This is a genomic window from Luteolibacter sp. LG18, assembly GCF_036322585.1.
Classification (GTDB): domain Bacteria; phylum Verrucomicrobiota; class Verrucomicrobiia; order Verrucomicrobiales; family Akkermansiaceae; genus Luteolibacter.
Genome location: NZ_AP024600.1, coordinates 1,773,595 through 1,799,427, shown reverse-complemented (window position 1 = coordinate 1,799,427; position 25,833 = coordinate 1,773,595). Strand labels below are relative to the sequence as shown.

At 65.8% G+C, this 25,833-nt stretch carries 15 protein-coding genes; 6 read left to right on the top strand and 9 right to left on the bottom strand.

Annotation, left to right across the window (positions count from 1 at the left end; genetic code table 11):
* Positions 1–141 precede the first annotated feature (141 nt).
* Entirely contained in the window at positions 142–1,335 is a 1,194-nt protein-coding gene (locus tag llg_RS07500) for a XylR family transcriptional regulator (protein ID WP_338289108.1), read from the top strand.
* A gap of 9 nt (positions 1,336–1,344) precedes the next feature.
* Here the strand turns inward: llg_RS07500 and llg_RS07495 are convergent, their stop codons facing one another.
* Entirely contained in the window at positions 1,345–6,333 is a 4,989-nt protein-coding gene (locus llg_RS07495) for an autotransporter-associated beta strand repeat-containing protein (protein ID WP_338289107.1), read from the bottom strand.
* 240 nt (positions 6,334–6,573) lie between these two features.
* On the opposite strand from llg_RS07495, the gene llg_RS07490 reads away from it, so the two are divergent.
* A complete protein-coding gene (locus tag llg_RS07490) occupies positions 6,574–7,794 on the top strand; it encodes a XylR family transcriptional regulator (RefSeq protein WP_338289106.1) in 1,221 nt (406 codons plus the stop codon).
* Here llg_RS07490 and llg_RS07485 read toward each other — a convergent pair whose 3' ends face one another.
* Positions 7,795–8,598 (bottom strand): phosphatase PAP2 family protein, encoded by an 804-nt coding sequence (locus tag llg_RS07485; protein WP_338289105.1) that lies wholly within the window; start codon positions 8,596–8,598, stop codon positions 7,795–7,797.
* A 176-nt stretch (positions 8,599–8,774) separates the two neighbouring features.
* On the opposite strand from llg_RS07485, the gene llg_RS07480 reads away from it, so the two are divergent.
* Positions 8,775–9,413, top strand: coding sequence for a response regulator transcription factor (locus llg_RS07480; protein WP_338289104.1), 639 nt, complete (start codon positions 8,775–8,777; stop codon positions 9,411–9,413).
* Entirely contained in the window at positions 9,410–10,762 is a 1,353-nt protein-coding gene (locus tag llg_RS07475) for an ATP-binding protein (protein ID WP_338289103.1), read from the top strand. The genes llg_RS07480 and llg_RS07475 overlap by 4 nt, the downstream gene beginning before the upstream one ends.
* A gap of 62 nt (positions 10,763–10,824) precedes the next feature.
* On the opposite strand, the gene llg_RS07470 is transcribed toward llg_RS07475, so the two are convergent.
* From llg_RS07470 to llg_RS07445, 6 genes are all read right to left on the bottom strand, one after another.
* On the bottom strand, positions 10,825–14,709 hold the full coding sequence (locus tag llg_RS07470; RefSeq protein ID WP_338289102.1) for an autotransporter-associated beta strand repeat-containing protein: 3,885 nt from the start codon (positions 14,707–14,709) through the stop codon (positions 10,825–10,827).
* 114 nt (positions 14,710–14,823) lie between these two features.
* Positions 14,824–15,744 (bottom strand): HAD family hydrolase, encoded by a 921-nt coding sequence (locus llg_RS07465; RefSeq protein WP_338289101.1) that lies wholly within the window; start codon positions 15,742–15,744, stop codon positions 14,824–14,826.
* A 33-nt stretch (positions 15,745–15,777) separates the two neighbouring features.
* A complete protein-coding gene (locus llg_RS07460) occupies positions 15,778–16,668 on the bottom strand; it encodes an endonuclease/exonuclease/phosphatase family protein (protein WP_338289100.1) in 891 nt (296 codons plus the stop codon).
* A gap of 75 nt (positions 16,669–16,743) precedes the next feature.
* A complete protein-coding gene (locus tag llg_RS07455; RefSeq protein ID WP_338289099.1) occupies positions 16,744–17,886 on the bottom strand; it encodes a TIGR03364 family FAD-dependent oxidoreductase in 1,143 nt (380 codons plus the stop codon).
* Positions 17,887–17,903: 17 nt separating this feature from the next.
* Positions 17,904–18,923 carry an alkaline phosphatase family protein gene (locus tag llg_RS07450; RefSeq protein WP_338289098.1) on the bottom strand — a complete coding sequence of 340 codons (1,020 nt, stop codon included), beginning with the start codon at positions 18,921–18,923 and terminating at the stop codon, positions 17,904–17,906.
* A gap of 75 nt (positions 18,924–18,998) precedes the next feature.
* Complete coding sequence (locus llg_RS07445; protein ID WP_338289097.1) at positions 18,999–19,985, bottom strand: alkaline phosphatase family protein; 987 nt, start codon at positions 19,983–19,985, stop codon at positions 18,999–19,001.
* A gap of 180 nt (positions 19,986–20,165) precedes the next feature.
* On the opposite strand from llg_RS07445, the gene llg_RS07440 reads away from it, so the two are divergent.
* Positions 20,166–23,693 carry a hypothetical protein gene (locus llg_RS07440; RefSeq protein ID WP_338289096.1) on the top strand — a complete coding sequence of 1,176 codons (3,528 nt, stop codon included), beginning with the start codon at positions 20,166–20,168 and terminating at the stop codon, positions 23,691–23,693.
* Between the two features lie 2 nt (positions 23,694–23,695).
* Positions 23,696–24,457 (top strand): hypothetical protein, encoded by a 762-nt coding sequence (locus llg_RS07435; RefSeq protein ID WP_338289095.1) that lies wholly within the window; start codon positions 23,696–23,698, stop codon positions 24,455–24,457.
* Positions 24,458–24,795: 338 nt separating this feature from the next.
* Here the strand turns inward: llg_RS07435 and llg_RS07430 are convergent, their stop codons facing one another.
* Positions 24,796–25,767 (bottom strand): metallophosphoesterase, encoded by a 972-nt coding sequence (locus llg_RS07430; protein WP_338289094.1) that lies wholly within the window; start codon positions 25,765–25,767, stop codon positions 24,796–24,798.
* Positions 25,768–25,833: the final 66 nt, after the last annotated feature.

The window sequence follows — 25,833 nt, the reverse complement described above, 5'->3', positions numbered from 1 at the left end:
GGCGGTAATTCCTGTCCACGACAGAAACCCCAACATGATTGGCAAATTGACTGTCGACTTTGACGAAGCCGACACGCCGCCGCGCTCAGCCCATCCGCCAATTTCATTGACATTAATGCAGGCCAGGAAGAGAGCTTGGATATGCCCGCAAAGCCCAAGGAATCCGTTGCGAAAACGTCCTTCCGGGTCGGCGTGCGCCTGACCGATTGGGCGCAGGGATTCGGCAACCGCATCTACGGCGGCATCCTCGACTTCATCCGCTCGGGCGTGCAGTTCGAGCTGGAGTTCGAGCAACCGAGCGGCGGCGACATCGAGCCGGTGAAGCTCGACAAGCACTGGGATGGCGATGGGCTGCTCGTTTTCCGCTACACCCAGGAGGAGGCGGAGGCCTGGAGCGCGCGCGGCATCCGCGTGGTGAACCTGAGCTCGGAGGAGCCGTCGAAAGGCCCCGTCTTTCCGCGGGTGACGATGGACAACCAGCGCTGCGGACGGATGGCCGCGGACCACCTGCTCACGCTGGGCCTGAAACGCTTCGCGTTCTGGCACGATCCCAACCGTGTCTACTCCGATGAACGCCTCGAGGGCTTCCGCCAGCGGCTCGCGGAGGAAGGTCACGAGGTGGAGATCCTCTCGATCCCCTCCAGCACGTTTCCCAAGAACCTGCGCGCGCGCCAGATCGAGGAAATGGGCAAGCGCCAGATCGGCCGCCTGCAACCACCTTGCGGGCTCTTCGCCAAGGATGACATCACCGCGGTCTGCGCGATCCGCGCCGCCCGCCAGTGCGGCCTGCGCGTGCCACAGGACATCCCGGTGCTCGGCGTGTCCGATGACATCGTCTACTGCCACGCCACCCGCCCGCCGATCAGCAGCCTGCGCTTCCCCGGCCGCGCGATCGGGCAAGCCGCCTCCGAGCTGCTGCACCGCATGATGTGCGGCGAATCGTTTCCTTCCGACACGCGGATCAAGATTCCCTCGCTCGGCGTGGTGGTGCGGGAGTCCACCGGCCATGTCGAACTGCCCGACCCGATCGTCAGCGCGGCCCTCAACCTGATCCGAAAATCCGACCCGAAGGAACCGCTGACCGCGGAGGAACTGGGCCGCCGCGTGGGAGCCTCCCGCGAGGCCCTGCGCGTGCGTTTCCGCGAGGCCCTCGGTCGCACGCCGAAGGAAGAGATCGACCGCATCCGCGCCGAGCACGCCTGCGAGCTGCTCAAGCGCACCAACGCCACGCTTCAGAAGATCGCCTCCGACTGCGGCTTCAACGGCAGCGATGAGTTCTGCCGTTTCTTCAAGCGCGTCAAAGGCGTGACTCCCGGCACCTGGCGGAGCACCTGAGCCGCCGGGTCACTGGGTGACCGCAAGACGGGCGAACAGTTTCGTGCGGCCGTTCTTCGGAATGGTCACGGTGACGATCTCCGCATCCACGCCATCGGGCTGGACCGCGATGCCATCCGTGACCTCCGTCCAAGTGCCGCCCGCAAGCGACTCGCTGGTCTCGACATGCGGGTTCATGGAAATCGACTGGGTGGTGCGGCGGAAAGTGAACACGAGATTGCTCCCATTTTCCTGCACCGTCGGCAGTCCGGCGGAGGCGATGCCCGGCTCCGTGCCGAGCACGAACTCGATGCCATTGGAAACGCCGTCCTGATCCGGATCGGCATTGAACGCGCTGTCCTGGCCGCCGGTGAGTTTCGAGGAAACCCAGCCGATATAGCCCGTGGCCGCAGGTCCATAAACAAGCAGCAGGTTGTTCCCGGAGGTTTGCAGCGACCAAACCCCGCTGCCGGAGAAGCCGCTGACCGCCACCGACCAATTCCCCGCCACCAGACCGGTCGGCGCGCTGTTGCCCGAGGCGATCACGAAGCTCTTCGTGCCTTCGGTGAAGTTCACCAAGCCCGCGGCATTCACGTTCACGGTGAGTTTCGAGCCGCTGGTGGCCGTGACGTTCACCGCATTGGCCGCGATCGTGTCGTAGCCCGTGCCCGCGGCACCGTTCCAATCGGCGAGATCAAACGCGATGGCGGAACCGACGCCGAGGGTGAGCGTATTGCCGATCGTCAGGGTGCCCGTCGTCACACCCGGAGCCACCGTGCCGGAAATCGAAACCGGGCGGTTGATCGTGCCCGTGCCACCGAGGGTCGCGCCGGAGGAAACCGCGACGACATTGGAAGCCGCGGCCAGCGAGCCGATCACCTGCAGCTTGCCCGCGGCAACCGTGACGTCGCCGGTGTGGGTATTGGCCGTGGAGAGCGTCATCGCGCCAGTGCCGCTCTTGGTGAGGGCGGCGGTGCCCGCGAGCGCGGCGGTGATGTCCACCGCGTTCGCACCGGTGTCGAAGGTCGTCGCGGTGCTGAGCGTCACCGGGTGGGTGAAGGTCATCGGCGCGAGGAACGAGAGCTTCGAGCCCGTGTTGGCGTCGATCACCACGCTGTTGGCGGCGGCACCGAAGGAGGCATTCGAGGTGATCGAGACGCTGCCGCGGTTAAGCTGGGTCTTGCCGGTGAAGGTGTTCGCGCCACTCAGGAGGAACACCGCGGCGATGTCACCGGTGGTCGAGGTATTCAGGTAGAGCGTGGTGTTCGCGCCACCACCGGAGATCACACCGGAAAGCTCGAGCTGCTTGCCCGCGCCGGACGCCATCAACACCGTGCGCAGTACTCCGGCGGAGTCGGCGGGCAGGACGATCGGATTCGCCAGCGTGGAAACCGCGGGCAACGAAGTCGCATCAAGGAAGCCCGCCGAGGCGGTCGTCGCCACCGTCAGTGCGCCGGTGCCGAAGGCACTCGCCACCACCGGCGTAAGGCTGCCCTCCACCAAACTGATGCCACCGGTGTCGGTGCCCGCGCCTTCCAAACGCAGAGCCGCGCTGCCGCGTTTCACGACCTGAGCGCCGTAGGTGATGGCACCCTTGAGCGTATCGGCGGTGGCCTGGGTATCGATTACCGTCTGGGAGAGCACATTCACCGCATGGCCCGCGCCGAGTGACACCGTGCCTTCCAGCACCAGACCGGAATTGGCGAGATTGCTGGAGACATCGAGCGCCAGGCCGTTGGCGGCATTGCCGAGCGAGCCATCCGAGGTCAACACTAGGCCGCCGCGATTGATGCGGACGCGTGAGACCGTGAAGGTGTTCGCCGCGTTGCCGAGCCGGACCTTGCCGACATCGTTGGAGGACGAATCGTTGTCGATGAGCAGCTCCTGGTTCGAGTTGCCGCCGGTGAGGATGCCCGAGAGCGAGACCGTGACGTTCGTCTCATCGGTGAGCAAGCGGGTGGTCACCGCGGAAGGCGGCGATGAAAGCACCAGGTTATTCGCGAAGTTGCCGCTGCCCAACGAGGGCGCGAAGTAGAACGCCGTCATGCTCGACGTGTTCGAGAGGGTGATCGTGCCGCTGCCGAGCGCGCCGAACGCTCCCACGTTCACCGCCCCCGCGCCCTGGCTGTCCGGCCCTGCGGAAAGCGAGGCCGAGGAAAAGCCGTTCGCGCTGGAGAGCGTGAGCGTGCCCGCGCCGGTCTTGGCCAGGCTGCCGCCGAGAATCGATCCGCCGCTGAAGGTGTAGGAGCCCGCGCCGGAGATCGTGACCGTCGAGGGCGTCACGCCACCCACGTCCACCGCCACGGTTTCGCCAGTGGCACCGGTGAAGAAGGTTTCGTTACCGGTGGCGAAGATCGCGCCATCCATCCAATTCGCATCGGAGGTGTTCCAATTGTTGTTGGCGTTCGCATCATCCCAGATCCGTTGGTTCGGCCCGGGCACGAAAACGCTCTGCTTCAGGTTCGCCTCCGCGGTGCCGAGCAGCACGAGCTCGTAGGCATTGGTGCCCGGGTCCGGCGTGAGATCGGTGGCGGATGTCTGCGCCAGCGTGAAGGTGCCGATGGGCGTTCCATTCCGGCGCAATTCAAAACCGGTCAGGCCGGGAACGCCCGCCGCCGGCATCGACCAAGCGAGCTGGGCGGAGCCACCGCTGCGGACGGCGGTGAACGCCGGACCGGTGACGAAGCCATCCTCCGCGAGATTCCACGCCGCCGGAATGCTGAGCCCGAGATAACGCATCAGCGTGGCAGGCACCGCGCCATGCCCCGGGCTGGCGGCGCTCACGCCCACCGGCACCCCGCCGCCGGAGACGACAAACGCGATCGTCCGCTCACCCGCCGATTGCCCGCCGTGGTCCGCGGTGATGATGACCATCCACTGCTCGGATGCATAGTTCGGCCGTGCGGCCACGGCATTCATCACATTGCCGACGAGCGTGTCCACGTTCGTGATCGCGGCCAGGTATTCGGGAACACTGGTGGAGAATCCAAGCGAGTGGCCCGCGCCATCGCATTGGTCGAAGTGGAGGAACATCACGTCCGGATTCGCGGACGCGAGGTTCGCCACCGCCTTCGCCGCCACATCGCTGTCACGCAGCGCGTAGCTGGAGCCGCTGCCCTTCGCGTGATAGCCGAAGTAGCTCGGCTGCGCGGCCACGGTGTAGTCCTCGATCCAGTTCCAGCTCGCGATCGAGCTCACGTAGGTGCCGGGCTTGGTTTCGACCAGATGGCGGGCGAAATGCGGGGCCTGGCTCACCATGTAGGAACCGGTGGTGGCGGGCTGGTCGTAGGGTGGCGACGAGTTGTCGACCACGTGGTGGAGGTTCGTATAGGTGCCGGTGAGGATGCTCGTCCAGCCCGGGCCGGAAATCGTCGGCTGCTGGGTGGGCCCGCCGAGTTCCCCGCCCGCGTGCGCGTTCCAGGTCACGGTGCCATTGGCCACGAGGGCCGCCATGTTCGGCGCGTTCCCCGTGTCCACCTGCTGCTTGAGCGCATCGGCGCGGCAGCCATCGATGCCGATCACCAGCACGTGCTTGCCCCCGTAGAGATTCAGCGGCGGAGCCGCGGGCGTGTAAACGAGCACCAGGTTGTTGCCCGATGCCTGGACCGCCCACGTGCCGGTGCCGCTGAAGCCGGTAGTGGTCACGGTGACGTTGTCGGCGGCGAGGCCGGTCGGCGCGCCACTGGCGGCAACCAAGGTGAAAGTCTTCGCGGTTTCGGCGAAGCCGGTCATGCCGGTGGCATTCACCCGCACGGTGAACTTCGAGGCGGAGGTCGCTGTTAGAGAAAGCGCCCCGGACGTCACGGTGTCGTAGCCGCTGCCCGCGCTGCCACCCCAGTTCGCGAGCTGGAGATCATAAGCTGATCCCGGAGCCAGCGTGAGCGCGCCAGTGGTCAGCGTGCCGACACCCGCCACGCCGGGAGCGAGCGCGCCATTGAGCGTCACCGGGCGGTTCACCGCGCCGGTGCCCGCGAGCGTACCGCTGGCCTGGACGGTGACCGCGGAGGACGAGCTGGAAAGTGAGCCGGTGACCGCGAGCGTGCCCGCGCTGACGGTGGTGGCGCCGCTGTAGGTGTTCGCCGCGGAAAGCGTGAGCGTGCCGGTGCCGGACTTGGTGAAGGCATTGCCACCTCCAAGCACTCCGCTGGCAGTCACGGCGTTCGCTCCGGTATCAAAGACGGTGGAGGTCGTGAACGTGGTACCGCGGGTGTAAGCCGTCGGGTTGGTGAAGATCAGTTTCGAGCCCGAGTTCGCATCAAACACCAGCGTATTTCCAGAGGCCCCCAACGCGGCATCCGAATCGATCTGCAGGCTGCCGCGGTTCACCTGCACCTTGCCGGTGAAGGTGTTCGTGCCACTGAGGCGGAAGATCCGCGCGGTGTCGCTGGAGGTGGTGTTGTCGAGATACAACACCGTACCCGTGCCACCGCCGCTGATCGTCCCCGACAGGGTGTAAACGCTGCCGGACGATCCGGCGTTGACGATTTTCCGATACGCGCTGGTGGCATCGTTCGGCAGCACGACGTCATTCGCGAAGGTCTTGCTGGCGGAGCCGGAGAAGTAGAGGAAGTACGCCGAAGCCCCGCTGGCGGGGGCCGATGCGGAGGACACCGAGCCGCTGCCCACCGTCAACGCCCCGCTGCCCAGCGTGCCGCTGGCCCCGAGGGAAATGCTGCCGCCATTGAGCGCGGTGGCGCTGAAGGCATTCGCAGCGCTCAGCGTGAGCAACCCGCTGCCCGCCTTCGTCAGCGAGCCGCCGATCGACCCGCCGGTGAACGTGTAAGCCCCGCCGCTGATGCTGGTGGAAGCCGGGGTCACCCCACCGGCCACCACGGCAACGGACTCGCCGCTGCCGGAAAACACCGCCGCATCGCCATTGGCGAAGGTGGCACCGCCGGTCCAATTGGCGTCCGTGGTGTTCCACGCGTTGTTTGCATTGGCGTCGTCCCAGGTGACCGTGGCGGCACACACCGCTTGGAGGGAACAAAGGAAGGGAATCAGGCAATGAAGCTTGCGCATGGCGGGCGGTTTTTGAACGAGCCACGAACCAACCTCACAACTCCGTCACCGTGAAGTGGCACGAACGCCTAAAGGATTGACAGAATCGCTAGCGCTTGGGAATCGGGCCCGTCCTCTCTTCCTGAAAACTGAACACTGCAAACCAGCAAACTCCGCCTCGAGACTCGACTCCCCCATTTCCGCTCTGAGCACTTGGCAAATGGCTTTGGCAAATTTACAAGACCCGTGGATTGATTTGTTATGCGAGGACGACGGAATGCCAGCCTGCCTGAATTGAAGCGCCGCTACCGCGTGGGGGTGCGATTGATCGATTGGTCGCAGGGTTTCGGCTACCGTCTCTTTCCCGGCATCCTGGAGGTGGCGCGCTCCGGCAACGACATCGAGCTGGAGTTCGAGCAGCCCAGCGGCGGCGACCTTGCTCCGGTACGCATCGACGAATCCTGGGAAGGCGACGGCCTGCTGGTTTACCGTTACACGGCGGCGGAAGCGGTGGCATGGAAGCGCAAGGGCATCTCGGTGGTGAACCTCAGTGCCGAGCATCCACTCAATTGCCCGGTGTTCCCGCGCGTCACCCTCGACAATGATGCCGCCGGAACGATGGCCGCCCGCCACCTGCTCACGCTGGGCCTGAAGCGCTTCGCCTACTGGCACGATCCCCACCGCCGCTACTCGACGGAGCGCTTGGAATCGTTCCGCCGCGAGATCGGCCGGAACGGCTACGACGTTCAGGTGCTGGAGGTGCCCGCTTCCCACTATCCGGACGCGGACCGTGCCCGGAAGATCGAGGACCTCGCGTGGCGGCTGTTGGCAAAACTGGAGCCCCCCATCGGGCTCTTCGCGAAAGATGACATCTCCGCCGTCTGCGCCGTGCGCGCGCTGGCGACCCTGGGCCTGCGCTGCCCGGAGGACGTGCCGGTGCTGGGCGTGGCGGACGACATGGTCCACTGCAGCGTGACCCGCCCGGCGCTGAGCAGCGTGCGCTACCCCGGCCGCCTGATCGGCAGCCAGGCCACCCAGCTCCTGATGCGGATGATGCAGGGCGAGCAGGTGCCGGAGGGCACCCGGACCCTGGTGAAACCGGTCCAACTCACGCTCCGCGAGTCCACCGGCCTGGTGGAACTGCCGGACGAGGTCGTCACCAAGGCGATGCGCTTCATCCGCGGCACCGTGCCCGAGCGCGGCGTGAGCGTGGAGGAGCTCTGTCGCACCGCGGGCGTTTCCCGTGAGCTCCTGCGCCAACGGTTCCAGACCGTGCTCGGTCGCACGCCGAAGGAAGAAATCGACCGCCAGCGCGCCCAGATCGTCTGCGACAAGCTGCGCCGTACCAACTGGACGATCGATCGGATCGCGGGCGATCTCGGATTCGGCGCGGCCGATGAACTCTGCCGCTTCTTCAAGCGCACCACCGGCACCACCCCGGGAGAATTCCGCCGCGGCGGAACGCCCACCAAGATCCACTGATCAGCCGACGCGGAAGGCGGCGATCCGTTGCGCACGTTTCGCCATCCGCCGGAGGCGGAGCCCGGAAGCACCGCCAACCATGGCTCCGAGCCACAGGCCCGCCACCACATCCGAGGGATAGTGGTAGGTGCCCACTGCCCGTGAGCCCCCGATCACCAGCGAGCACACCGTGAGCGGCACCCCGGCCCACGGCACTGCCATCAGCACCGGGGTCGTCCCCGCGGCGGCAAAGGAGGAGTGCCCGGAAGGAAAGCTGTTGTAGTTCGAGCTGAAGGAAGGCCCCACGCAGGACCACGGCTGGAGATTCTGGCGCACCATTTCCCGCGGCCGCGCCCGGCCCACCGTGAACTTGATCACCCGCCCCACTGCCCCCACCACCAACGCCGAAACCAGCACGCTCACCACCAGCTTCCGGAGAAACGCGGTCCGATGCACCGAGTGGATCGCCGCCAGCACGACGAAAATCAGGGCTGTGAAGCCGAAATCACCCGCCACATTCACCCACCGGCAAAATCCAATCTCCGCAAGTGCCTGCTTCGGCGGGCACGTACGAAGGTGGGTCGTGATCGCCGTCAACCAAGGACCGTCCACCTGCCAAACCAGCAAAGCACTGACAATCAACCCCACAAGTGCCCACAGCTTCAGGTGGCCGCGCCGCCACGCCCTTTTCAGCCCCCCCAACTCGCTCCGGACATCCCGCCAGAACCGCAGGCGGGGCTTCCTCCGAACCGCCGGCCGTGCAGAAACGAACGGGCCGGGAAACGGCACGGCGGTGGCGGCGATCTCAGGTTCGGCAGGCTCCATGGGGCGGTCTTCTGAACGTGAGTCAAACTCATGCCAGAGCCCCCCTGCGAGAGCGAGAAAATGACGAAATGGTAATAAGGGATGACCGTCTGGGACCCTTTTACCCTCGCGATCCCCGGATCAGACGGGCAAGGTGCCGCGAGATGCGGATACTTGTCGTCGAAGATGAAAGAAAGGTGGCTGCCTTCATCCAAAGCGGTCTCGCCGAACAGGGCTGGGAGGCCGAAATCTGCCACGACGGCAACGAGGGCTTGGCTCTGGCAACCGCCGGCTCCTACGAGGCACTGGTGCTGGACCTCATGCTACCCGGCCTCGACGGCCTTGGAATTTTGAAGGAACTCCGCAGGAGCAGCAACCCGGTGCCCGTGATCATCCTCACCGCCCGCGGTGACGTGGACGACCGCGTACAGGGCCTCGACCACGGCGCGGATGACTACCTTGCCAAGCCGTTTTCGATGATCGAGCTCGTCGCCCGCCTGAAAGCGCTCGCCCGCCGGCGCTCCGGGGAAAGCGTGACCATGATCCGCTGCGGCGACCTCACCGTGAATCTCCAGACCCGCGAGGTAAAACGCGACGAACTGCGGATCGAACTGACCGCCCGCGAGCTTGAACTGCTGCTGCTCTTCCTCGGCAGCCCCGGCCGCGTCTTCACCCGCACCCAGCTCTGCGAGCACGTCTGGGGCTATCATTTCGACCCCGGCACGAACGTGGTGGACGTGGCAATCCAGCGCCTCCGCCGGAAGGTGGACGAGGAGCATGCGGTGAAACTGATCCACACCGTCCGTGGCACCGGCTATATGATGAAAGCACCATGAAGCCCCTGCCGATCCGCTGGAAGATCTCCGCCGGGACCGCCGCCGTCACCGGTGCCTCCCTGCTGGTGTTCTCGATCGGCTCCTTATTCAGCTTCTATGCCGGGCAGGCCGAGATTGCCGATCTGGCGATCCACGCGGAATCCGCCCGGATCGGCCACACCCACAAGGCCGACGCCTTCGGCGGCGGATGGCAAATCCACGATACGCCCGGCCAGCCGATGGTCCTCTACTATCTGGTCCAGGAGGAGGACCACCGGATCAATGGCCCGACCATGGTGCCCCATGAGATCATCGCCAAGGCGCTTGCCAGCCGGAGGCCCAGGACCTTCTCCAGCCCGGGCGGCTATTGGCGGGCCTATTCATTCAATGTCGGCACCCGGCCGGTGGTCGTCGCCTACGAACTGGTGGAGGTGCAGGAGCAGCTCATCGAACTCCTCGCCGCGTTTTCCGTCACCATGCCACTGGCGATCATCCTCACGGCCGTCGCCGGATGGATCGTGGCCGGACGGGTCCTGGCACCGGTGCGGGAAGCCACCGAGGCGGCCCGGGGCATCGGTGCCCAGGCCTTGACCAAACGGCTGCCGAAAACCTCGGCGAACGACGAGATCGGCCAGTTGACGGATGTCATCAACGACATGCTGGATCGCCTCGAAAAGGGCCTGCGCCAGGCCGAACGCTTCGCGGCCGACGCCTCCCATGAGCTGCGAACCCCGCTCACGATCATGAAAGGGGAAATCGAAGGCCTGCTCTCCCTCCCCGATCTGCCGGTCCGGATCGAAGAAAAACTGGTGAGTCAACAGGAGGAAATCTCGCGGCTGGATCACATCACAGAGCGGCTGCTGCTGCTCGCCCGCCTGGACGCCGGGGCCTACACCCCGGGTCGTCAAACCGTAGACTTCAGCACCTTGGTCGCCGGAGCCTGCGAAGATGTCGAACTACTCACCTCCAGCCGCGGCCTGGCCATGACCACCCGCGTGGAACCCGGCTGCCGGGTCTCCGGCGATTCAATCCTGCTGCGCCGCGTGGTTCTGAACCTGCTCGACAACGCCGCCAAGTTCAGCCCCGCCGGAGGCTCCCTCACCTGCACCCTCGCCCATGAGAGCCCGTGGGTACGGTTGACTGTTTCCAACAGCGGGCCAGGAATCCCGGAGGGGGAAAGGGAACGGATCTTCGAACGCTTCTACCGCACCGACGAAGCACGGGTGCGAGCCGGCTATGGATTGGGCCTGAGCCTGTGCCAGGAGATCGTCCGCGCCCACGGTGGGCAAATCCAGTTGGAGGAGCCGGGCCAAAGAGACGAAACCGCCTTCACGGTGATGCTGCCAAGCCTGCCGGAAGACGCGGACTGACGAGATAAAAACCGGGCCGGCGCTCCTCCAAGCCACCGACCCGGTCTCTCATCCATGAAATCTCAGGACCCGCTCTTCGTCACCTTGAGGCGGGCGAAGAGCTTTGGATTGGACCCCATCGGAATCGTCACGGTCACGGTGTCCGCGCCACCGCCGTTCTCCGCGATGGTCACCAGACCGCCGCTGGAAGCACCGATCGGCACATCCGTCCAGCCCGTGAAGTCACTGCCGTATTGAACCACCTGGGTGGTGTCCGTCTCGGTGTCGTCACCGCGGTGGTAGGTGAAGACGAGGTTGTTTCCAGAGGTCTGGACAGTGGAGCCGATGGTCCCATTGTCCGCGAGCGTCGGATCCCCGCCGAGCACGTATTCGATCAGATTCGGCACGCCATCGTTGTCGTAATCATCCAGCGGTCCGCGCTTGTTGGCGGGCAGCGTGCCGTAGTTGTTGACCCAGGTGTCGAAGGCGGTGCCCAGCGTGTAGGCCAGCTCGAGCTGGTTGCCATTGACCTGCAGCTTCCACGTGCCTGCTCCGGAGAAGCCGGTGGTGGTCACCGTCCAGTTGTCGGCGACAAGGCCGCTCTGCGTGCCGGTGGCGATCACGAAGGTCTTGTTCACGTCGGTGAAGTTCGCCAGCGCGGAAGCATCGACATGCACTGTGAGTTTCGAAGCCGCGGTGGCGGTGATGGCCACCGCCGTTGCGGAAAGCTGGTCGTAGCCGGTGCCAGCGCTGCCGGTCCAATCCCCCAGATCGACATTCAAGGTCGAGCCCGCGGCGAAGGTGGCGGTATTGCCGACCGTCAGGGTGCCCACGCCATTGCCCGGCGCCACGGTGCCATTGACGGTCACCGGCCGGTTGATCGTGCCGGTGCCGGTCAGCGTGCCCGCCGCGACGGTGAGCGCCGCGGTGGAGGTGGACCAGGTGCCATCCACCTGCAGGGTGCCGGCGGCGACCGAGGAAACCGCGGTGGTCGTCATTGCCCCGGGCATGATCAGACGACCGGTGCCCTGCTTCACGAAACGGCCCGCGCCGCTGATCGGCCCCTGGATGGTGCCGGTGTAGGATTGCACGTCGATCGGGTCGTCATTGCCACCCAGATCAATCGCGCGGGCGGGAGGCAACACGATGTTGTCGGCACCGAAACGCAGCGCGCCGTTCAGATTCTCCGATTCATGGCGGATGGTGTTGGCCGGATCGCCCAGCGCCTCGTTGGAGGTGAAGACCAGCGATCCGCGCCAGATCTCGATGCGGCCTTTGAAGTCGTTGGCCGGGTTGTCGAGGATCAGCACGTTGTTGTGGTTGCCTCCGACATTGGAGTCCACCAGACGGTATTGCTGGCCCGCGGTCCCGCCGCTGAGCTTGCCGGTCAGCCGCACCGTGGTCACCGCGGACGGGGCGGTGACGATGAACTGCTGTTGGCCGGTGGCGGGAAGGGTGAAGTTGTGGCTGACCGTGGTGGTCGTGCCGTTGCCGAAGTTGAATCCGATCTGTCCGCCATTGAACACCACCGCGCTGCCGGCCAGCGCGTCCGGATTGGCCATCACCACCGATCCACCGGTGATGGTGGTGGCACCGCTGAACGTGTTGGAGCCGGACAAGGTCAGCGCGCCCGCTCCCTGCTTGGTCAGGGTGCCGATCCCGCTGATCGGTGCGGCAATCGAGGTCGCCGAGCTGCGGTTCACCACCAGGGCGGTATCCACCTGGATGCCGGAGGGATTGGTCCCGATCGCTCCCGTGGTGCCGCCGTTGCCGATCTGCAGGGTGCCCCCTGCCACCCAGATGAGGCCGGAGGAATCGAGGGTGCCGGTGACCACCGTGGTGCCGATGCCCGCCTGGGTGATGGTGCCCACGCCGGTCACCGCGTTCGCGAGAACGGCCGAGTCCGAGCGGTTGAGCACCAGGCTGCCCTGGTTGACGATCGAGCCCGTGCCCAGGCTGCCGGAGGTTCCGCCGGCACCAAGCTGGAGAACGCCCGCCGAAATGGTGGTCGTGCCCGTCAACGTGTTGTTGTTCGCGATCACCACCGTGCCGCCCCCCGCGACGTTCAGGGTACCCGATCCATCCAAGGCACCGGATCCGGAAAGGGTGTAGGTGTGCGTGAGGTTGTTGAAGTTGATGCTGCCCGGCTGGAGCGTCCCGGACAACACGGGCGTGAAGTTCGCGGCGTTGTCATCGAAGAGCACGATATCCTGCTGAAAGAACGTGTCCGGGCTACCGCCGTTCGACCAGTTCTGTGTGGTGGTGTCCCAGGCCGTACCGTTCGCACCGGTCCACCCCAGCACTCCGATCACGCCGTTGAACGTCACGCTGATCGAGCTGTTCGTGCCCGATCCATAGTCCACGGTGCCCGCCAGACGGCTGCCACCCAGGCCGGTGAAGCTCACCGGCGGCTGCGCCGAAAGGGTCCCGGTGTAGTTCACCAACGGATACGCCACGCCGATGCTGGGAGTCGCCAGCACATTCACCGTGATGCCGCCACCGGTCGTGGTGTAGTTCCCGTTCACCGTCAGGAGATCCTTCGTGGCGCCCGAGATGTCGAGGGACAGGCTGCCCGCGGATTGGGTGAGCGAGGCGGTGGTGAAGCTGCCGATGGGGTCGGCCGCAGCACCGAACTTGAACGTTCCGCCGCTGATCCCGAGCGTCGCCGCCGCCGCGGTGGTGCCCGTCACGTTCAACGTGCCACCCGCCACCGCGATCGCGGTGGAGGTCGAACTACCGGTGAGGTTCAGCGTTCCGGAGTTGACGGTGGTGGCTCCGGTGTAGGTGTTCACCCCGGAGAGCGTGAGTGCACCAGTGCCATCCTGGACGAAGCTGCCCGTGCCCGAAACCACCGCCGCGTAGGTCACCGCGTCGCTGCGCTTGAACGTGAGCGAGGTGGTCGCGCCGTTCAGGTTCACCGGCGTGGTGATCGAGCCGGTGGTGCCACCGATGCCGACCTGCACGCTGCCAGCGTTGACCTGCAATCCACCGGTGCCCGAACCGGTGCCATTCAGGATCAGGTTGCCGGTGCCCGTTTTAAGGGTCTGCCCGGTCACCGTCATCGGACCATCGATCCGGCTGCCGGTGAAAGCCTGGGTGTTGATCACCGTGGTGGTGAGCACGGAAACGGCGCGCGCGGTATTGAGCGTGATGTTGTCCGCGCCGAAGATCAGGCCGGTGCCGTCGTTGCTGGATGTGACGTCCAGGGTGAGGTCATTGTTGGCATTGCCCAGCGCGCCGTCGCTAGTGAACTCGAGGCCGCCGCGGTTGATGAGGAAACGGCTCATCGTGAAACTGTTCGAAGCGTTGGTGAACTTGAACCGTCCCACGCCCGCGCTGGTGTTGTTGTCGAGCCGCAGGGTGGCCGAGGCATTGCCGCCGGAGATGAGCCCCGAGAAGGTGGTGATGCGGCCGGCCGCGCTGCCGGAAAAGCGGGTTTCCACGTTCGCGGACGGCAGCGTGATCGCATTGGACAGGGTGCCGGTCGCCCCGAAAAACAGCGGCGTGATGCCCGCGGTGTAGGTGAAGGAAATCGGACCGGTGCCGAGCGCAGTGTGGTTTCCGGAAGTCACCAGCGAGGTCGAGATCGCGCCAGTCGTCTGGGACAAGGTGCCGTTGGAAATGGTCACGCCGGAGAAGGAGTTCGCCGCGGACAGGGTCAACGTCCCCGTCCCCGCCTTCGACAGTGTGCCGCCGAGGATGGAGCCGCCGCTGAGGGTGTAGCTGCCGTTTCCGGTGATGCTGGTGGCAGCGGGAGTCACACCCGCTGCATCGACGGTGACCGTTTCGCCGGTGGCCGCACCGAAGGTCGCGCTGTCACCCGTGGTGAAAACGGAAGCCCCGCCGGTCCAGTTGGCGTCAGTGGTGTTCCAGTTGTTGGAAGGGCCGGCTTCGTTCCACGTGACGCTGGCGGCCAGCGAGGGGGAAGCTGAAAGCAGGAAACACAGGAAGAGGCGGGAAGGTTTCATGAGGAACGAAGGAGCTGTGGGTAGGCTCGCATCGTGCTCCTCTCCTTCCGGTCCTCACAATGGTCGTTTGGCTAAAACCATTGGCTATTTCACCACAGCCCCGGGATTTTTTTGTCAGCCTTGGAACCTTGCGGTGCCACGCACAAGATCCTGCTTCACGTGCAGGAACGAGCGCCCCTCCACATGGCTGCGGAGGTCGCCATTGATCATCACGGCCAGCGGTCGGCCGCATGGCAAAGGCAACGCGGCGACATGTTCAAGAAAGGGTCCGTCGGTGTGGTAGCTGTTGCCGAAAGCCGCCAGCACGAACACCTGCTTGCCAGGATTCGCGCCGCGCGCGCGTTCGATCTCCTCGATCACCGCCGCGGTTTTCCCCGCGCCGTAGGTCACCGGATGGTCGAGACAATCCGACAAGTAGCCATGGTGGATCTCGGTGCGGATGCCGCGGCAGCACGAAATCTCCAGCCCCAGCTCCGCGACGATCCCGCGGATGAACACGTCCGGGCTCGCTGAAACCACGTGCACCGCCACGCCGGATGCGCGCAGCGTTTCGATGATGCGGGCCGAGGATTCGAAAACATGCCCGATCTGCCGCTCGCGGAAATGGCGGGCCGCCAGCGCGACCACCTCATGCTCGCGCGCGCCGCCCATCGCCTTCGCCAGAAACGGATAGGCAGCCCATGCGCCGACCTCGCGCTCGAGCCGCCGGTAGTCGGCCAGCCCGCGGGCCACGCCCAGCTCGGTGGCCGGATAGGCCTTGGCGTGTCCCGCGAGGATCACCTCTTCCAGCAAGCCGCTGTATACCTGCCTGCCCGCGTCCGAAAGACCCTCGCAACAGTCCCCCTTCAGGATCGTGCCATCGAAATCCCAGAAAGTGAGGAACACGCAGCCGGACTCCTCCAGCAGCGTGCCATCCGGGCCTCCGCGGGCAAGGATGCCCCGGCGGAGCTGCTCCAGGCGCTGGAGAATCCCGGCGACATGGGCTTCCTCCTCCGGGCGGGAGAAGTCCTCCTGAACTGAAACGGATGTGATCAAAGTCGATCGGAAGGGGGTTCCAAGACAGGACCGTCAGCGGAGCTGGAAGTCCGTGATGAGCGCGGCGTGGTCGGACGGGAACTTCACCGGGTGGGATTCCTCCACCACGCTCGACACCGCCTTCCAACGACTGCCTTTGTAGTAGATGTAGTCGATCCGGTCAGGAAGTTGCTCCGGGAACCGCGGCGACCAGGTCCGGTCCTTCCGGCGGTCCACCCGCGGAGTCACCTCGCGGTAGGAGTCCGTGAACCCCGCCTCCGTGATTGCCACGCTGGTGGGCCAGCGGATCACCACGCCGAACTGGTCCTTGTGTTCCGCGGTGTAGTCGAGATGCGACATGCTGTTGAAGTCCCCGCAGATCATCACCGGCACGTCCTTGTATTTCGGATCCTTCAAGCGCTCCGCGATCCCGGACAGGATGCCCGCGATGTCCGTCCCGGACGCCTTGCAGGCGGCGAGAAGCTGGCTTTCGTCCAAACCATCGCGCGACCCCGGATCCGAGATCGACTTGTTGTAGCCGAGCCACACCGCGTAGAACGCCAGCTTGCTCTTGTCCGGCAGCTCCAGCAGCGCCCCGGAGCAGCAAAACTCCTTGTAGACCGAAATGTCCTCGATCACCGGATAGCGGCTGTGGATCGAGACGTTCGTGCCGCGCGGGTGGAACTGGAAGCCGAGGTCCTTGCTGATGAACTCGCCCGAACCATACGTCTCCTGCATCGAGACGATGTCCGGTTTCGCCGCACGGATGACGTCCACCACCCGCTTCGGCCCCTCCTCTTTCCCGTCATCGCGCCCGCCGTGCAGGATGTTCCACTGCATCACCCGCAGCTTGGAGGGATCGTCACTGAACCGGCCGAGTGGCTCGGCCTGCGTGACAAGGGCGGAAGCAGCGAACACCGCTGCCAATAGGATTGAAGGGTTCATGGAACGACAAAAGTGAAACATTGGTTGTGTGACGCAATAATGGTAAAATCGCCAGATGGTTTACATTTTCGACAATCAGGCCCACCGCTGGGCCTGCTGTTCCGCGAACGCCGGACCGACGGACATCCCGATGGTGAGCCCGCAGATCACGGTGACGCCGGGCAACGGCTGCTCCTCGATCCACGGCTTGTCCGGGTGCTTCGCGTAGTAGCCGAGCCACCGCTTCGCCACCGGGAACGGGCAACCGCGGAGGTGGCGGTGCGCGAGGCGGAACAAGAGCTGCTCCACCTCCGAGGACTGGTCGAAATCGTGCGGTGCGTCCGGCGCGGTGTATTCGTGGGAGTCCCCGATCACCAACGAACCATCGCTCGCCGCCTTCACCAGCAGATGGATGCCCAGCCGGTCCGATGCGGCATCCGTCGACTCTGCCAGCATCCGCTGGAATGCCGGGGACTCCGCGAACATCGGGTAGTGCCTCAGCGACCGGCCGAAGGCCAACCCGGGAATCCCGCGCGGCAGCCCCAGCGGCTCGGTCTGGAACATCGCCAGCTTGCACCGCCGGATCCCGCTGCGGACGAAGGTCTCCGGAAACAGCGTTTGGAATTCCTCGCCCGCGCACACCAGCGCCCGGTCCGCGACGAACTCCTCCCCCGCCGCCGTGCGAACCACGCATCCGGTACCGCGGGACTCGATGCCCACCACCGTGGTCGCGGGCCGATAATCCAGCCCCCGCTTCTCCTTCAGCCATTCCAACCAACGGAGGACGAACAACCGCGGATCGAGCGAACCCGCTTCAGGAAACACCAGCGCGCCCTGCATGCCCTCCTTCAGCAACCGGGGATGATGGCGGATCGCATCGCGCGGTTCCAATGTCCGGCACTCCAGCCCATGGTCCCCCGCCCGCTTCTGGAAGTCCTCGATCACCGCGGCCTCCGCGGCGGTCTCCGCCACCAGCAGCGCTCCACAGGGATCCCAGCCGAAATCAAACTCCCCCGCCAGGCCGCGGTAGATCTCCGCGGTCCGCAATCCGAGCCGCGCCGACGCCAGGTCCGGCGCGATGAACGGCCACGCCAGACCGAAGTTGCGGACCGAGCCCCCGTTCGGACGCGCATAGCGCTCGAACAACGCCACCCGCTTCCCCTGTGCCAGCAGGGCCGCGGCGAACGATGCCCCGAGGATGCCGCCGCCAACGATGATGTGGTCCCAGGTCCGCTTCATGAAACCGTGATGCCCGCTCAGGATTTGGGCTTCGCCTGCGGGGCCGCCGCCGTGGCCGGCTTGCCCAGGCCGAAGGTGCCCGGCTCCCAGCCCCACTCCGCCTTCACCGGCACGCCGAGGAATTCGAAGATGGTCGCGGGAACCACATGCTGGCCCGGTGTTTCCTCCACGATGCCACGGGCCGAGCTGCCCTTGCCCGCCACGATCATCGGAATGACGCGCTCGCCCTCCGATTGCCCGCCGTGCGAGCGGCCGTTGCCGCCGTGGTCCGTGACCACGACCACCAGCCAGTTCTCCTTGGCGATCTGCGGTCGCGCCTTCATGGCCTCCACCACCTGTCCCACCAGACCATCGACATGCTCGATGGCGGAGAGGTAGGCCGGATTCCCGGTCGAAAAGCCGGTGGAATGCCCCGCTCCATCCACTTGCGAATAGTGCAGGAACATCACGTCCGGATGGCCGGTCTTGAGCAGCTCGGCCGCCTGGCGGGAAACGTCGTCATCTGCCGCCAAGTAGTCTTTTCCCGCGCCCTTGGTGTGGACATCGAAGTACTGCGGCTGCACGGCCACCAGGTAGTCCTCGATCCACGGCCAGCTCGTGATCGAGGCGATGCTCGCCGTCGGCACGGCTTCCTTCAGCCACTTCGCGAAATGCGGGGCCACCTTGCTCTGGTAGGAGCCGCCCTTCGGCACCGGCTGCTGGTCGCAGGCATTGGTGCCATTGCCGACCACGCCGTGCTTGTTGGCGTAGCTGCCGGTGAGCAGCGTGACCCATCCCGGCCCGCTGATCGTCGGCTGCTTGGTGGCATCCTCCAGGTTGCCTCCCGCCACCGCCTTCATCGAGGAGGTGCCGCTGCGGGCGAGCCCTTGGAGCACCGGGGCCTTCGCGGCCTGAAGGCCGTCCGAACGCAGCCCGTCGATGCCGAGGATGAGCACGTGCCTGCCGTGGAAGTCATTGCCCTCGCCCGGACCTGGCTTCGCCATGGCGAAGGTCGAGAGGGCTGCGCAGAGCGGAAACAGAACCTGATGGAATTTCATGGGATCAGATCTACGGATGTCCGCCGGACCCTTCGTTGGCAAAAGCCCCGGTATGGTTGACAAAGGCGGGAAGCTTCAGGACTTCGGCTTGTCCTTGACCGAGGACGCGACCGCCGGCTTCTGGAGCCCGAAGGTGCCCGGTTCCCAACCCCACTCCGCCTTCACCGGCACGCCGAGATATTGCAGCGTGGTGGCTGGCACCACGAACTGGCCCGGCGTTTCCTTCGAGACGCCCAGCTTCGGCACCGACTTCCCGGCCACGATCATCGGAATGGTCCGCTCCTCCGGCGATTGGCCGCCGTGGTTGGTATTCTTCCCGCCGTGGTCGGTGGTGAGGATCACCAGCCAGTTTTCCTTCCCATACTGCGGCCGCTTCTTGAGCGAGGCCATGAGTTCGCCCACCAATCCATCGACGGAAGTGATCGCGTCCATGTACTTGGGATTCTCCGTGGAGAAGCCGGTGGAATGCCCCGCGCCATCGACCTGGTCGAAGTGGACGAAGAGCACGTCCGGATTCTCCGCGGCGAGGTAGGACACCGCCTTCGCGTTCACGTCCGCATCGCGCTCCGGATAGGTCTTGCCGGTGCCCTTCTCATGGTGGTCCACCACCTCCGGCTGCGCGGCGACGAGGTAGTCCTCGATCCAGCCCCAGCTCACGATCGAGGCCACGTTCGCGGTGGGCACGCTCTCCTTCAGCCGCTTCGCGAAATGCGGAGCCTGCTCCACGTGGTAGATGCCGGGCTTGGTCGAGTTTCCGGAGACGCCGTGCTTGTCGATGCAGGTGCCGGTGAGAATGGAACTCCAGCCCGGGCCGCTGATCGTCGGCTGGCGCGTGGGTCCAGTTTCGCCGCCGCCCGCCACCGCGGTCCAGGTGACCGAGCCGGATTTCGCCAGCGACTGGATCACCGGAGCCTTCGCCGCCTGCAACGCGTCCGAGCGCAATCCATCAATGCCGATGATGAGCACCCGCTTGCCATGAAAGTCATTGGTGTCTCCGGGACCGGGATTGGCCCAGGCGATGGGAGTGAGGACGGCAAGAATGGGAGCGACGCGTTTCAACATAGGCCGAGCATACGGGAAGCGGCGTCGCTCCCCTGCTTACGTTGTTCCCCAATCGATTGACATTATCGCCACGCATGGGATCGCGGCTTCTTTCAAAAGTCACCGCCTCATTGCCTTTTCGCCAATAGTTTTAGCAGGGTCGCCATCGCCTCCTTTTCTCCGAACCGGCAACCTGCAAGCATGATGACTTTTTCCGTGCCGGCCCTGCATCCGCCGCGCCCGCGTCGCAGCCCCGGCGGCTTCTCGCTGATGGTCGTGCTGCTGATGATGGTGCTGCTATCGATGATCGCCCTGGGCTTGCTCTCGCTGTCCTCCATCGAGCTACGCCGCAGCCAGGCCGGGATCGCCCAAGCGATCGCCCGTGCCAATGCCCGCATGGCGCTCCAGCTCGCGATCGGATCGCTCCAGAAGAACCTCGGGCCGGACGGCCGCGTCTGCGCCACCGCCGGACTCTTCGACAGCAACCCCGCCACCGCCGAGATCGAGGGCGTGGCCCAGCCCCATTGGACCGGTGTCTGGCTGGCCTCCAAACCGAACGGCAAAGGCGGCACCGAAACCCCCATCAAGCGCGACGACAGCGATGGCGGTCTGCGCGACGAACGGGCGACCGGCGGCTGGCCCCGCACCACCACGCTCGATTGGCTGGTGAGCCGCCCGGAAGGGATGGCCGCGCTCGATCCCCGCACCGCCAGCCGCGGCGGCGATTGGATCCGCCTCGTTTCCACCGGCATCGACAAGGACGACGTCTGGGCTCCCTCCGTGCCGGTCGAGAGCACCACCAAGGGCCGCTACGCCTGGTGGGTCGGCGACGAGGGCGAAAAGGCGAAAGTCAACCTGCCCGATGCCTGGACCGGCAGGCAGCCCGATCCCGCGAACGCGGGCAACGGCGGCTACAACCACTGGCTCGCCTCCCAGAAAAACGAACCGGTGGTGGTGGACCAGACTTTCCACATCGAGGAAGCGAAGAAGGGCAAGGTGGTCACCCCCGCCACCCAGAAGCTGGCCTCGACCGCCAGCCCGGAGGCGATCAAGGCGAAGTTCCACGACTTCACCACCACCTCTCTCGGACTCCCTGTCGATGTCGCCCACGCCCGCCTGAAACGCGACCTCACCGCCTACCTCGCGGGCAGCGGCGCGATCGCCGATCTCACCGCCGGAGGCAAGGTGGTCTCGCCCGGCCTCGCCGATGACGACCGGCTGGTCGGCCCAGCGAACGCCACCGCGGCCCAGCGCGAGGATCTCGCCTGGAGCAACACCCGCCACCAGACCTCCGCGCCCCGTTTCAGCCTGCTGCGCCGTTGGGCCCAATACGCGCCCAGCTATGCGATAGATGCGGGCAATGTGGCCGCCGTCCCGCCCACGCCGGAGCGATCGCCCCTGCTTTCCAGCGATGACTCTTACGACGGCACGAACAAGGCCCCGGCGGCGATCGGCCAGTTCGACACGCCATCCATCTCGCCGGTGCTGGTCGAGGGCTCCATCTACTACCAGCTCGTGGCCGAGTCCTCCGGCACCGCCACGCCCTCCTGGCAACTCCGCGCCCATGTCTACCCGCGCGTGGTGATCTGGAATCCCTACAACCTCACGCTTCAGGTCCCCGCCAGCTCGCTGATGCTCCACACCAACGGCGGCAAGACCGTGGAAGTCACGCTGGCCGATGGCACCAAGTCCAACCGCACGCTGAGCTGGGCCTCCAGCGGCGCGCTCAACGGGGCTTTCTACTTCGGCCTCGGCGGCGTGCCCCTCAAGCCCGGGGCCTGCGCCGTGTTCTCGCCGGTGCAGCAGCAGCCCTACAACGGCTCGAATCCGTCCTCGAACGCGCTTTCCGCCAGCACCCCGCCCTCGCAGGACCGCGGCTTCACCGTCGCGATCGGCTCGACCTTCGCCTCGCAGCCGGTGCGATTCCGCGAGGCTCCCACCGGCCTGCAGGCGCAGGATTACCGCATGCTGTGGAAAAACGGTGCCGCGTCCTCGACCGGTTCGTTCCAGACGCTGCCGCAACTCGCGTTCGTGTCCTGCTCGATGCAATATGGCGACGACACCGAGTTGCCGGTGGAATGGAGCAACAGCTCGCCCGTCACCATCCAATCCGCCACCGGCACCAGCTACCCGGTGGCCTCCCCGCCGGACGTCCGCACCCGCGATGGCTTCCGCCTCCGCTGGTTCACGGAAACCCCGTCCAACAAGATTGGCTCCGGCTCGCTCGCGGGCACCAACCATTTCGACATCGCCCCGCTCGGCAACTGGAACCCACGCGCGTGTTACGCCGTCCGTTCCCCGTTCGAGAATGTCACCGATCTCGCGCCGCAGTTCTTCGGAGCCTACACGCGCGACCTGTTCGATGGCGCGGTGTCGTGGCCGGAGATGATGCCCGTTCCCAAGGATGGCATTCAGCAAACGTGGCCGTTCGGGCAGGCCCTCGAATCACCCGGCTCGCTGGTCCTTTTCGACGTCCCGCGCAAGGAAACCGGGGTGGTGTCGCTGGCCCAGTTCCAGCACGCGAAGCTCTCCGAGTTCGTCTGGCATCCCTCCTACGCCGTGGGCAACTCGCTGCCGGACCCTCGTCTGGAGGACCGCACCGATCGCACCGCGCCCGTTGCCCGCGGCGCGTCCGAGCAGGCGCTGAACGGCTGGACCAAGGCGATGCTCGGCTACGCCTCCGGCCGCACCAGCGGCGGCCAGGGCACCGAGCAATGGGCGTTCTACGGCCGCTGGTGCATCGGCAACCTGCCCGCCACCGATGCCGTGGTCCACGACCTGTCCTACGAGGTGAATCGTACCTTGTGGGACGACTTCTTCCTCTCCACCGGCACCCCGGCGCAAAAGCAATCCTTCGCCGCCAGCGGTTCACCCTTGCCGAACGGCCGCATGCGTTTGGTGAACACCGCGGGCGAGCCGACACAGACGCGCGCCGACCTCACCGACTTCCACCGCGCCGCGTCCCGGCTGGCCATCGACGGAGCCTTCAACGTGAACTCAACGAGCGTGGACGCTTGGAAGGCGGTGCTCGCCGGGACCCGCGGCACCGGCACCTCGGCCGAGGGCACCATCTTCCCGCGACTGCTGAACGCCTCGGCGGGCGAATGGAAAACCGGTGCCGCTCCGAATGGCAAGGAAGCCTGGGGTGGCAACCGCGTGCTCAACGACGCCGAGGTTTCCCGCCTGGCCGAGGCCATCGTGGCCGAAGTGAAAAAGCGCGGACCCTTCCTCTCGCTCGCCGACTTCGTCAACCGCCGCCTCGCCAAGGACGAAACCGGCAAGGCCGGCGCGCTCGAGGCCGCGATCCGCAACGCCGGGCTCAACAGCCCCTTCGAGCAAACCTACCCGCTGGTGCGCGACAAGCTGAAGGACTACGCGGACACCCAGGACAACATCGCCGACGCCACCCGCCTCGATCCCCAGCTCATGCCCGCCAGCAAGGCCTGGGGCGTGCCCGCCTGGCTTACCCAGGCCGACATCCTCCAACCGCTCGGCCCCCAGCTCGCCGCCCGCTCGGACACCTTCCTGATCCGAGCCTACGGTGAATCCCGTAGTTCGTCCGGCGCCATCGAGGCCCGCGCCTGGTGCGAGGCCGTGGTCCAGCGCCTGCCCGATCCGATGACCCCGGACACCACCGGCCTCAATCCCGCCGAGCCGGGCGGCCCCACCGACTTCGGCCGCCGCTTCGCCATCACCGGCTTCCGCTGGCTGACCTCCTCCGACCTCTGATCATGAAAGCATCCCTGTTCTCCCTGCTCATCCTCACCGGCCTCCTGCACGCTGAGGATCCCGCCGCCGCGGCCAAGACCGGACCGCCGATGCGGCTGCTCGCGCTCGGCGAGCCGCCGCCTTTTCGCCAGGAGGTGAAGGGCGACCGCCGCGTGGAGATCGAAGCCGAGAAGGGCGCGCTGCCGCCCCACCAGATCGCCATCGCGGAAAACCCCGCCGTGCCGCTGACGCTCTGCCAGCCCGCGCCCCTCGCCCACGTCCCGCCCGCTCCCCACGTGAGCCTGCTCGACCAAGCCGCCACCTGGACCACCCTCGACATCCCGGAGGCCCTCCGCGCGAAACCGAAGCTCGCCCTGTTCTGGCGCGATCCCGGCAAGACCTGGGACACGCCGCGCAACCTTCTGCTCGATGACAGCGCCGAGGCCTTTCCCGCCGGACAGGTCCGCTTCGTCAACCTGCTGCCCACCACTGCCGCCATCAAGATCGGCGAGACCACCCATGAACTCGCCGCGGGCAAGGTCTGGCTCTGCCCCGCGCCGCCCGCCGGGCAGGCGCTGCAAATTGTCTTCCGCGCCGCCGATGGCTCGTGGATCCCGGTCCACTCCGCCACCTTCGAACCCGCCCCGGACGGCACGCGCATGGAAGTGATCGTCTACCGCGCCGACACCCCCACCGCCCGCCGCCCGGCCAAGGCCCTCGTCCTGCGCGGCCCGGTCACCACCACCGAGCGGCCTGCGGCCGCCGCGATGACCGCCGCGAATTGACGCTTTCCCTCTTGTAGCCGCGCTCGGGAGAGCGTGGGTGGGGTGAATCCACCCTCATCCTCGCATGCCGCTCCGCCTCTGAAGTCACCCCTTTCCAAGCCCAGAGGGCAACGCATCCTAGCCGGTGGCGCCAGCCACCGGACTTCGCCCGGGAAAGTATCCAAGTCCCGTCAGGGACGACGCTGCCTGCGCTCGTCAAGCGGACCCACCATTCCACCGGTTTGGAAGAACCCGGAACTCTTCCAAGTTCGGACACAAACCCAGGACTGAAACTGCACAAACAGGGGTGAATCCACCCAACCCACGCTCTCCCGAGCGCGGCTACGAAAAAACCACCCTCACCCAATCCTCCCCTTCACCTCGCTGATCGCAGGCTTGAGCCAATCGTTCTCCACCTCACCCGACTTGTAACCGAGTTCCTGCGGCGAAGGCCCGTCCCACTCCGTCTTCTTCCCGCGCATCGTGAACTCGCCCGCCGCCGGATCGATCTCCAACACCGTGAACAACGGTCCCTTGTAACCCGCCGATGCGGCATAAATGGGAGAAACCTTCGCCATCTCCGCGTCCACCTTGCCCTTCTTCCACTTCCCCTCGAGGTAGTAGTAGGACGCGGAGTTCACATGGATGTACGGGATGCCGTTGATGAGGCGCTCGTGGTCGATGTGCCAGTGGCCGTTGAAACACGCGGCCACCTTCCGCTTCCCGTCCGCGGTCTTCGCCGCCTCCAAGATCGCGCGCACCGCCTCCTGGTTGTCGATGCACGTCGGCCGCTCCAGGCTCTGGTGGGAGAAGATGAAGGTGTTCAACTTCGTCCTCGCGAGGTCAGCCTTCAACCACGCCACCTGGTCATCCGCGAGGTAGTGCGGGTAGCCGCCCTTCCAACCCTCCGGCCGGTCGTTGCCATCGAGCACGATGAAATGGAAACCACCGAGGTCGAAGGAGTAGTAGCGCGCCTGCATGTCCCAGAACTCCATCGTCTGCTCGCGCTTGAAACCGCCGTCCATGTCATGATTGCCCAGCACGTGATACTTCGGGCCTGTGAAGGCATTGAAGAGATCGGTGAAGACGCGGTTCTTCTCCTTCGGCTGGCAGAAATCTCCGAGCTGCATGATCGCATCCGGTTTCACCTGCTCCATCGCCGCCATGAAGGCCTTCAAGCGTTCATCCGCATCCGGCACCAGATCCTTGTGGATGTCCGTGATGATCCCGATCCGGATCTTCTTTCCGGAACCACCGGCCGCCATCAGCGGCAAGGGATAGGCGGCGGACAACACGAGGGCGGTCTTCAGGAATTGGCGGCGGGTGTTCATCGGGGTTCTTCCACATTACCCGCCGTCGCCCACCGTTCTCACCGGCAAAACCGCCGAACGATCGGG